This is a genomic window from Roseisolibacter sp. H3M3-2 (genome assembly GCF_029211165.1).
GTDB lineage: Bacteria > Gemmatimonadota > Gemmatimonadetes > Gemmatimonadales > Gemmatimonadaceae > Roseisolibacter.
Map to the genome: position 1 here is coordinate 1 of NZ_JARGEK010000223.1, position 8107 is coordinate 8107.

General features: G+C 76.8%; 7 protein-coding genes. All 7 read left to right on the forward strand.

The annotated features are described in order from the left end of the window. The first annotated feature begins 144 nt into the window (after positions 1–144). Positions 145–816, forward strand: coding sequence for a hypothetical protein (locus PYV61_RS16650; protein WP_275833629.1), 672 nt, complete (start codon positions 145–147; stop codon positions 814–816). Between the two features lie 190 nt (positions 817–1006). Then, a complete protein-coding gene (locus tag PYV61_RS16655; protein WP_275833631.1) occupies positions 1007–2818 on the forward strand; it encodes an amidase in 1812 nt (603 codons plus the stop codon). A gap of 67 nt (positions 2819–2885) precedes the next feature. Next, positions 2886–3179, forward strand: a complete 294-nt coding sequence (locus PYV61_RS16660) for a hypothetical protein (protein WP_275833633.1) — start codon at positions 2886–2888, stop codon at positions 3177–3179. 159 nt (positions 3180–3338) lie between these two features. Continuing rightward, entirely contained in the window at positions 3339–3704 is a 366-nt protein-coding gene (locus tag PYV61_RS16665) for a PadR family transcriptional regulator (RefSeq protein ID WP_275833635.1), read from the forward strand. Continuing rightward, a complete protein-coding gene (locus PYV61_RS16670; protein WP_275833637.1) occupies positions 3701–6418 on the forward strand; it encodes an ADOP family duplicated permease in 2718 nt (905 codons plus the stop codon). Before PYV61_RS16665 ends, PYV61_RS16670 begins: the two co-directional genes overlap by 4 nt. 138 nt (positions 6419–6556) lie before the next feature. Then, complete coding sequence (locus tag PYV61_RS16675; protein WP_275833639.1) at positions 6557–7111, forward strand: ECF-type sigma factor; 555 nt, start codon at positions 6557–6559, stop codon at positions 7109–7111. Beyond that, positions 7108–8107: serine/threonine-protein kinase (locus tag PYV61_RS16680; RefSeq protein ID WP_275833641.1), on the forward strand; the 1000-nt coding region annotated here is incomplete at its 3' end. The genes PYV61_RS16675 and PYV61_RS16680, both read left to right, overlap by 4 nt.

Sequence of the window (8107 nt, forward strand, 5' to 3'; positions counted from 1 at the left end):
CGCGCGCCACGCCGGCCGCTGCGCGGCCGCCGCGCCGGCGGCGCCCGCGCGCTCGTGAGGCCGCCCGCACCACCACCCCGCCCCCGGTCCGCGCCCCGGACGACCGGACCCGTCGCGATCCACCCCACGACACGGAGACACAGCATGACGAAGACCTCGCTCACGCGCCTCGCGGTCCTCTGCGCCGCGCTGTCGGCGTGCGCCGACGACGTCACGCGCCCGACGCTCGCCGCCCGGGACTCGGGCCCGGCGCGCGACGCGACGCCGGCCGACCTGCGCGGCGCCGCCACCGTCGACGGGCCGCCCGACGTCGCGCTCGGATTCGGCGGGTCGACGCAGATGGCCGCGTCGGCGCAGGCGGCGAGCGGCGGCCGCGCCTCCGGGCACGTCGCGCTCACGCTCGGCACCGGCTTCTTCACGAACGTCGCGAGCGAGCAGTACTCGTTCGTGGCGCTCCGCACCGACCCGGCGACGCCGAACGCGGCCAGGGGGCAGTACGACATGACGCTGACCACCGCGACGGGCGTGGTGCAGGAGTTCCACGGCATCGTGGTGTGCATGGGCACCACCGGCAACACCACGCGCGTCGCCGGGCAGCTCACGTCGGTCGTGGTCAACGGCATCCCGCGCGCGATCAACCCCGCCGCCTCGCACAACATCTGGAACGTGACGGACACCGGCGAGGGCGTGGGGGCGGCGGACACGGCGTCACCGATGATCTTCTTCCCCGCGGCGGTCGCGCCGCTGCACTGCGCCAACGACTTCATCCCGCCGCAGTTCGCCAACGAGGCGGGGAACGTCCAGGTCCGGCCCTGAGCACGCGACGCCCGGAGGGGCGGCGCGGCGGCGGACGACGCCGTCGCGCCGCCCCTCCGGGTGCGGGGACGCGGGGCGCGGGACGCGCGCGGTGGGCGCGACGGCTGGACCGGCCGTGCGCCGCGGCGTACGCTTCGGGCGCGCCCGGCCGGACGGGGCGCGCCACCGCAACGACGCCTCGCGAGGACCCGTGGACAGGCCCGACGATCTGCTGGAAGCGGCACAGCCCGAGCACGAGCGCCGCGCCGAGGCGGCCGAGGCGCTCACCGGCGTCGACCGCCGCGAGTTCCTCTTCGTCTCGCTCGTCACCGCCGCCGCGAGCACGTTCGGCGCGGGGCCGGCCCTCCTGGCCGCGCAGCCGCCGTCGCGTCCCGCCGGCGCGGAGCGCCAGCCCGCGGTGCCTCCGTTCCCCCTCGGCAACGGCGAGCCGCCGGCCGAGCAGTTCATGCCGTACGCCGGCGGCACCGGCGCGCTGATGGAGCGGCTCGTCCGCGAGCGCGGCGCCGCGGCGTTCGCGCGCGGGAGCTTCCGGGTCGCGCCGTGGACCGGCCCCGTGCCGACGAGCGACGAGGACCTCGCGTTCCTCCCCGCGCACCGGCTCGCGGCGCTGCTCAAGGCGCGGAAGGTCACCTCCACGCGCCTGACGCGGATCTACCTCGACCGGCTGCAGCGGCTCAACCCGACGCTGCTGTGCGCGGTGACGATCATGGAGTCGCAGGGGCTCGCCGAGGCGGCGCGCGCGGACGCCGAGATCGCGGCCGGGCGCTACCGCGGCCCGCTGCACGGGCTCCCCTACGGCGTGAAGGACCTGTTCGCGACGAAGGGCGTGCCCACCACGTGGGGCGCGCGCGACTTCGAGGGGCGCGTCATCGACGAGGACGCCGAGGTCGTGGCGCGACTCCGCGAGGCGGGCGCGGTGCTGATCGCGAAGCTCTCGACGGGGCTGTTCGCGCAGAACGACCAGTGGTTCGGCGGCCGCACCAACAACCCGTGGAACCTGTCGCAGGGGTCGAGCGGCTCGTCGGCGGGGCCCGGGTCGGCGACGGCGGCGGCGTGCGTCGCCTTCTCCATCGGCACCGAGACGCAGGGGTCGATCGTGTCGCCGGCGCTGCGCAACGGCGTGAGCGCGCTGCGCCCCACGTTCGGGCGCGTGAGCCGCGCCGGCGGGATGGTGCTCGCGTGGTCGCAGGACCGCGTCGGGCCGATGACCCGCACGGTGGAGGACGCGGCGATGGTGTTCCACGCGATCCACGGCGCCGACCCGAAGGACCCGTCGACCGTGACGACGCCGTTCCAGTACGACCCCGCCATCAGGCTCGAGTCGCTGCGCATCGGGGTCGACCCGAACGCGCCGAAGGAGTTCGTCGACGGGCTGCGCGCGCTCGGCATGCGGCCGATCGCGATCGGCGCCCGCCCCACCGTGCCCGGCATGGGCGGCGGCGGGTTGAACGTCGAGTACGCGGCGGCGTTCGACGACTACGTGCAGCGCAAGGCGAAGGAGATCGGGCTCGACCTCAACACGGTCGTCACGCCGACCACCGGCGGCGCCCCGTTCCCGGGCACGTCGCCGATGGCGAGCGCCGGCACGCCGATGGCGCCCGCGGACTGGAACCCGCGCTTCGTGAACGGGCGCACCGTGAAGGCGTTCGAGTTCCTGCAGAGCCAGCGGCGGCGCTATGTGCTCGTGTCGCGCTGGGCGGAGTTCATGAAGGACCTCGACATGTTCGTCGGCGCGCCGACGGCCGACGTCGCGCCCAACGCGCAGACGGGACACCCCTGCGTCGTCGTGCCGTACAAGTTCGACGTGCCGACGCCGCCGGGCGGTCCGGGCGGCCCTCCGGCGGGCGCCGCCCAGCCGCCGGCCGCCGCGACGCCGCTCAAGCCGCAGCCGGTCGGCGCCGTGATCACCGGCGCGCTCTACGCCGACGACCGCATCCTCTCGGTCGCGCACCGCTTCCAGGCGAGCACGGACGTCCACCTGAAGCGGCCGGCGATCCAGTGAGCCGGGCGCGCGCCGCCCCTGTGCGGGGGCGGCGTCGCGTCAGCCCCGCGCCGCGCCGGCGGCGGGCATGACGAGCGAGGGTCGCGCGTCCGCGGGGAGCGCCGCGCGGGCGCGCGACCTCGAGGTTGGCGCCGTGCCAGCTGGCCAGGACGACGACGTCGCTCCCCTGCACCGCCTCGCCGGGGATGCGCGCGACGGGGGTGCCCTCGCCGAGCGCCGCGGCGAGCGCCTCGGCCTTCGCGACGTCCACGTCGTGGAGGGTGACGCGCGCCTTCGCGGCGAGCAGGCGGGTGGCGATGCCGCGCCCCATGTTCCCGGCGCCGAGGATGAGGGCGTTCATGCGCGCAGCGGCGACAGCTAGCGTCGGGACAACGTTCGGAGAATGCGTGTTTTCACACACAACGTCAGCACATCCAAAACTGCACTCCGTGAACAGGTCGCGACTTGCCCATCACCCGCCCGCTCCGCATACATGCGCGACGCCAGTATATGCGTGACGCCAATATGCCGGAGAGGTCGCATGGGAATGGATCGTGACCGCCCGATCGAACGCTTCCTGCCGCTGCGGCCGGTGGAGTTCGACGTGCTGCTCAGCCTCGCCGCCGGCGAGCGCCACGGGTACGGGATCATCCAGGACGCCGAGGCGCGCGGGGTGACCGCGGTGCCCGACGTTGGGACGCTCTACCGCGCGCTCCGCCGCATGCAGGACCAGGGGCTGATCGGCGCCTCGGCGCGGCGCGAGGCGCCGGAGGCCGGGGAGGAGCGCCGGCACTACTACCGGATCACGGCGCTCGGGCTGCAGGTGGCGCGCGCCGAGGCGCGGCGACTGGCGGCGCTGATGCGCGCGGCCGCGGCGAGCGGGCTCATCGAGGGGGTGGCCACGTGACCCTCCACGTCATGCCGGGGCGGCGCGACACGCCGGCCGACGACGCGGGCGAGCGGCGGCTGGTGCGGGCGTCCGACCGCTGGCTGCGCCTCCTGCTCCGCCTCTACCCGGCCGACTTCCGCGACGAGATGGGGGACGCGCTGCTCGAGACGTACCGCGACCGCTGCCGCGCGGCGCTGCGCGACGGCGGCGTGGGGGCGCTGGCGGGGGTCTGGCTGCGGTCGCTGGCCGACTCCACGCGGAACGGGCTCGCCGAGCGCATGCGGCCGGCCGTCGGCTGGCGGCGGAGCGGCAACTGGGGGCGCGACACCGAGCGCGCCGTCCGGCGGCTGGCGCGGGCGCCGCTGTTCACGTTCAGCATGCTCGCCACGCTCACCGTCGGACTCGGCGCCTTCGCGATGGTCGCCACGGTCGTGCAGAAGGTGCTGCTCGCCCCGCTGCCGTACGAGCGCCCCGACGACCTGTACATGGTGTGGCGCGACTACGGGAAGGTGTTCGACCTCAAGCGCGGCAACCTGGCGGGGACCGACCTCGTGGCGCTCGCGGCGGCCGGCGGGGCGATCGAGGGCGCGGCGGCGCTCGACCTGGCGCAGCACACGATGACCGCGGCCGGCTCCGGGTCGGACGAGACGGCGCCGGAGCAGATCGGCGTCCTCTACACCACGCCCAACCTGTTCCGGATGCTCGGCGTGCGGCCGGCGCTCGGGCGGACGTTCGCGCCCGGCGAGGTGGGCAAGGGCCGGCCGGCGCTGGTCGTGCTCGGCCACGAGCTGTGGCAGCGGCGCTTCGGCGGCCGTCGCGACGTGCTCGGCACCGACGTGGTGCTCGACGGACAGCCGCACCGGGTGATCGGCGTGATGGGCGACGGCTTCCGCCTCGACGGGCAGCTGGCGGCCGACGCGTACGCCACGCACCCGGTGAACCTCGCCGAGACGGAGCCGGGCGCCGGCAGCTACAACGTCATGCTCCGCGCGCGCCCCGGCACGCCGCCGACGCTGGTCGCGTCGGCCGTCGGCGCGGTCGGCCGGATGGTCGACGAGCGCGACTTCGAGGGGAAGGGGATCAGCCTCTACCCGGTGGGGGTCAAGGCCGACCTGCTGGCCGCGGTGCGGGCGCCGCTGCTGGTGCTCGGCGCCGCCGGGGTGCTGCTCGTGCTCGTGCTCGGGGTGAACATGGCCACGCTGCTGCTCGTGCGCGCGGCGCAGCGCGAGCGGGAGTTCGCCATCTCGCGCGCGCTCGGCGCCAACCGCGTGGCGCTGGTCCGCGCGACGCTGCTGGAGGCCGCGCTGCTCGGGACGGCCGTCGCCACGCTCGCCGCGCTGGCCGGGGTGTGGGGGACGCGCGCGCTGGTCGCGCTCGCGCCCCTGGACCTCCCGCGGCGCGCGACCGTCGCCGTCGACTGGCGCCTCGCCGCGCTGGCCGCCGCCGCCGGCGCGCTGCTCGGCGCGCTGGCCGGCGCGCCGCCGGCCGGGGGGTCGACGCGCGCGCAGCTCGCCACGCTGCTCCGGAACGCCGCGGTGCGCGGCGGCGGCGGGGGCTTCGGGCCGCTGCGGCGCGCCATGGTCGTCGCCCAGGTGGCGCTGTCGCTGGTGCTGCTCAGCGCGGGCGGGCTGGTGGTGCGCAGCTTCGATCGGCTGCTGCGCGTCGACCCCGGCTTCTCGCCGGCGGGCGTGCTCACGTTCGGGGTGCCGGTCCCCGGCGCGCGCTACCCGAGCGACACGCTGGTGCTGGCGGTGCACGAACGGCTCCACCGCGAGCTGGCGGCGATCCCCGGCGTCACGGCCGTCGGCGCGGCGTCGGCGCTCCCGCTCGCCGGCGACCCGAGTCAGACGACGGTGCGATTCCCGAGCGCGCCGGGCAACACGGGCGACGAGGAGCGCGACCGCCCGCTCGTGGACTTCATGCCGACGCGCGCCGGCTACTTCGAGGCGCTCGGCATCCGCGTGCTCGCGGGGCGCGCGTTCGCGCCGACGCCCACGCGCGGCGTGCGCGAGGCGGTGATCGACCGGACGCTGGCGCGGCAGTTCTTCCCGACGGGCGGCGCGGTCGGGGCGACGTTCCGCCTCCTCGGCGACACGCTCCTCGTCGTGGGCGTCGTGGAGCACGCGCGCCTCCGCGACGTCCACCAGGACGGCCGGCCGCAGGTCTACCTGCGCGACGAGAACTACACGGACTACGGGCTGAGCTTCGCCGTGCGCACCGACCGCGCGCCGACCGGGCTGGTGCCCGAGGTGCGCGCCGCGGTCGCGCGCGTCGATCCGCAGCTCGCCGTCGCGAACGTCCGGTCGATGGACGAGATCGTGAGCGCGGCGGTGCAGCAGCCGCGCCTGAGCGCCGTCCTGCTGTCCGGCTTCTCGCTGGGCGCGCTCCTGCTCGCGGCGATGGGGCTCTACGGCGTGATCGCGGGGTCGGTGAGCCGGCGACGGCACGAGATCGCGGTGCGGCTGGCGCTCGGCTCCGACCACGGCCGCGTGCTCCGGCTGGTGCTCGGCGAGGGGGCGCGGCTCGTCGCGCTCGGGGTGCTGGTCGGCGCGCCCGGGATCTACCTCGCCAGCCGCGTCGTGGACGGGGTGCTGGTCGGTGTGTCCCCGTTCGATCCGCTGACGCTCGGCGCGGTCACCCTCGGGCTCGCGGCTGTTGCGGCTGTCGCGTGCTACCTCCCGGCGCGGCGCGTCGCCGCGATCGAGCCGGCGCAGTCCCTCCTCGAGAACTGAGCGTCCGCCCCCTGGCCCGGCCGGAAACAAACGGCTTGCCGCCCCCATTTCCCTCCCGTAGCATACGGCTCCCGCGTCACCCCATCGCCGCAGGACGTACCCGGCAGCACAGTCGTCGTGGCCCTTCCCTCCCGCGGCGTGACCGCGCTGCTCCACGCCTGGGCCGAGGGCGACCCGTCGGCGCCCGACGCGCTGCTGGCGGCCGTGTACGAGGAGCTGCGGCGGCAGGCGGCGTGGCACATGCGGCGGCAGGCGGGCGGCCACACGCTGGAGCCGACGGACCTCGTCCACGAGGCCTACCTGCGGCTGGCGCGGCAGCCGGGCGCGCGGTGGGAGGGGCGCGGGCACTTCTTCCGCGTCGCCGGCCGCGTGATGCGCACCGTGCTGGTGGACCACGCCCGCGCGCACGACGCCGGGAAGCGCGGCGGCGCGGGCGCGGTGCGCGTGACGCTCGGCGCCGCCGGCGCGGGGCGCGCCGACGCCGCGGGCGAGGTGGACGTGCTCGCGCTCGACGCGGCGCTCGGCCGGCTCGCCGCGATCGACGCGCAGAAGGCCCGCGTGGTCGAGCTGCGCTACTTCGCCGGCTTCACGATCGAGCAGACGGCGGAGGCGCTCGGGGTCTCCGCGGCCACGGTCAAGCGCGAGTGGACGGCCGCGCGGGCGTGGCTCCGGCACGAGCTGCGCGCGCCGTGACGCCGCCCGACGCGGCGCGGCAGGCGGAGGCGATGCGCGTCTTCCTCGACGCGCTGGAGCACCACGGGGTGGCGCGCGTGCGCTTCCTCGAGGCGGCGTGCGGCGACGACGCCGAGCTGCGCGGCCACGTCGAGGCGCTGCTGGCCGCCGACGACGACGCGGCCGGCTTCCTCGATCCCGCTGAGGGGGGCGCGCTGCGCGCCGCCGCCCTCGCGTCCGGCGCGTCGCCCGACGACCTCCCCGACCGCCTGCGCCGCGCGCTCGGCCCCGCGTACGCCGTCGAGCGCGAGCTGGGCGGCGCCGGGATGAGCCGCGTGTTCGTGGCCGAGGAGCTGCGGCTGGGGCGGCGCGTCGTGGTGAAGGTGCTGCCGCCGGCGCTGGCGCGCGCGATCGACGTCGCGCGCTTCGAGCGCGAGATGCGGCTCGCCGCCACCCTGCGCCACCCGCACATCGTGCCGCTGCTGGCGGCGGGCGAGTCGGGGGACGGGCTGTTCTACTTCACGATGCCGTTCATCGAGGGCGAGTCGCTGCGCGAGCGGCTGGCCCGCGAGGGGCCGCTCCCTCGGGCGGACGTCGCGCGCGTGGTGCGCGAGGTGGCGGGCGCGCTCGCGTACGCGCACCGCCGCGGCGTGGTGCACCGCGACGTGAAGCCGGGGAACGTGCTGGTCGACGGCGAGCACGCGCTCGTGACCGACTTCGGCATCGCCAAGGCGCTGGCGGGCGCGGACGAGGCGGACGCGCCGGCGGAGGGCGACGGCACGCCGGACGTGGCCGCGCGGCCGACGCTGACCGGGCGCGGGCGCGCGGTGGGGACGCCGTCGTACATGAGCCCCGAGCAGGCGCGCGGCCACGCGGTGGACGCGCGCAGCGACGTGTACGGGCTCGGGTGCCTCGCGTACGAGCTGCTGACCGGCCGCCTGCCGCCCGCGGCGGGCGAGCCGCCGCACGGGCTGGCGCCGGGCGTCGCGGCGGTGGTCGCGCGCGCCCTCGCGCGGG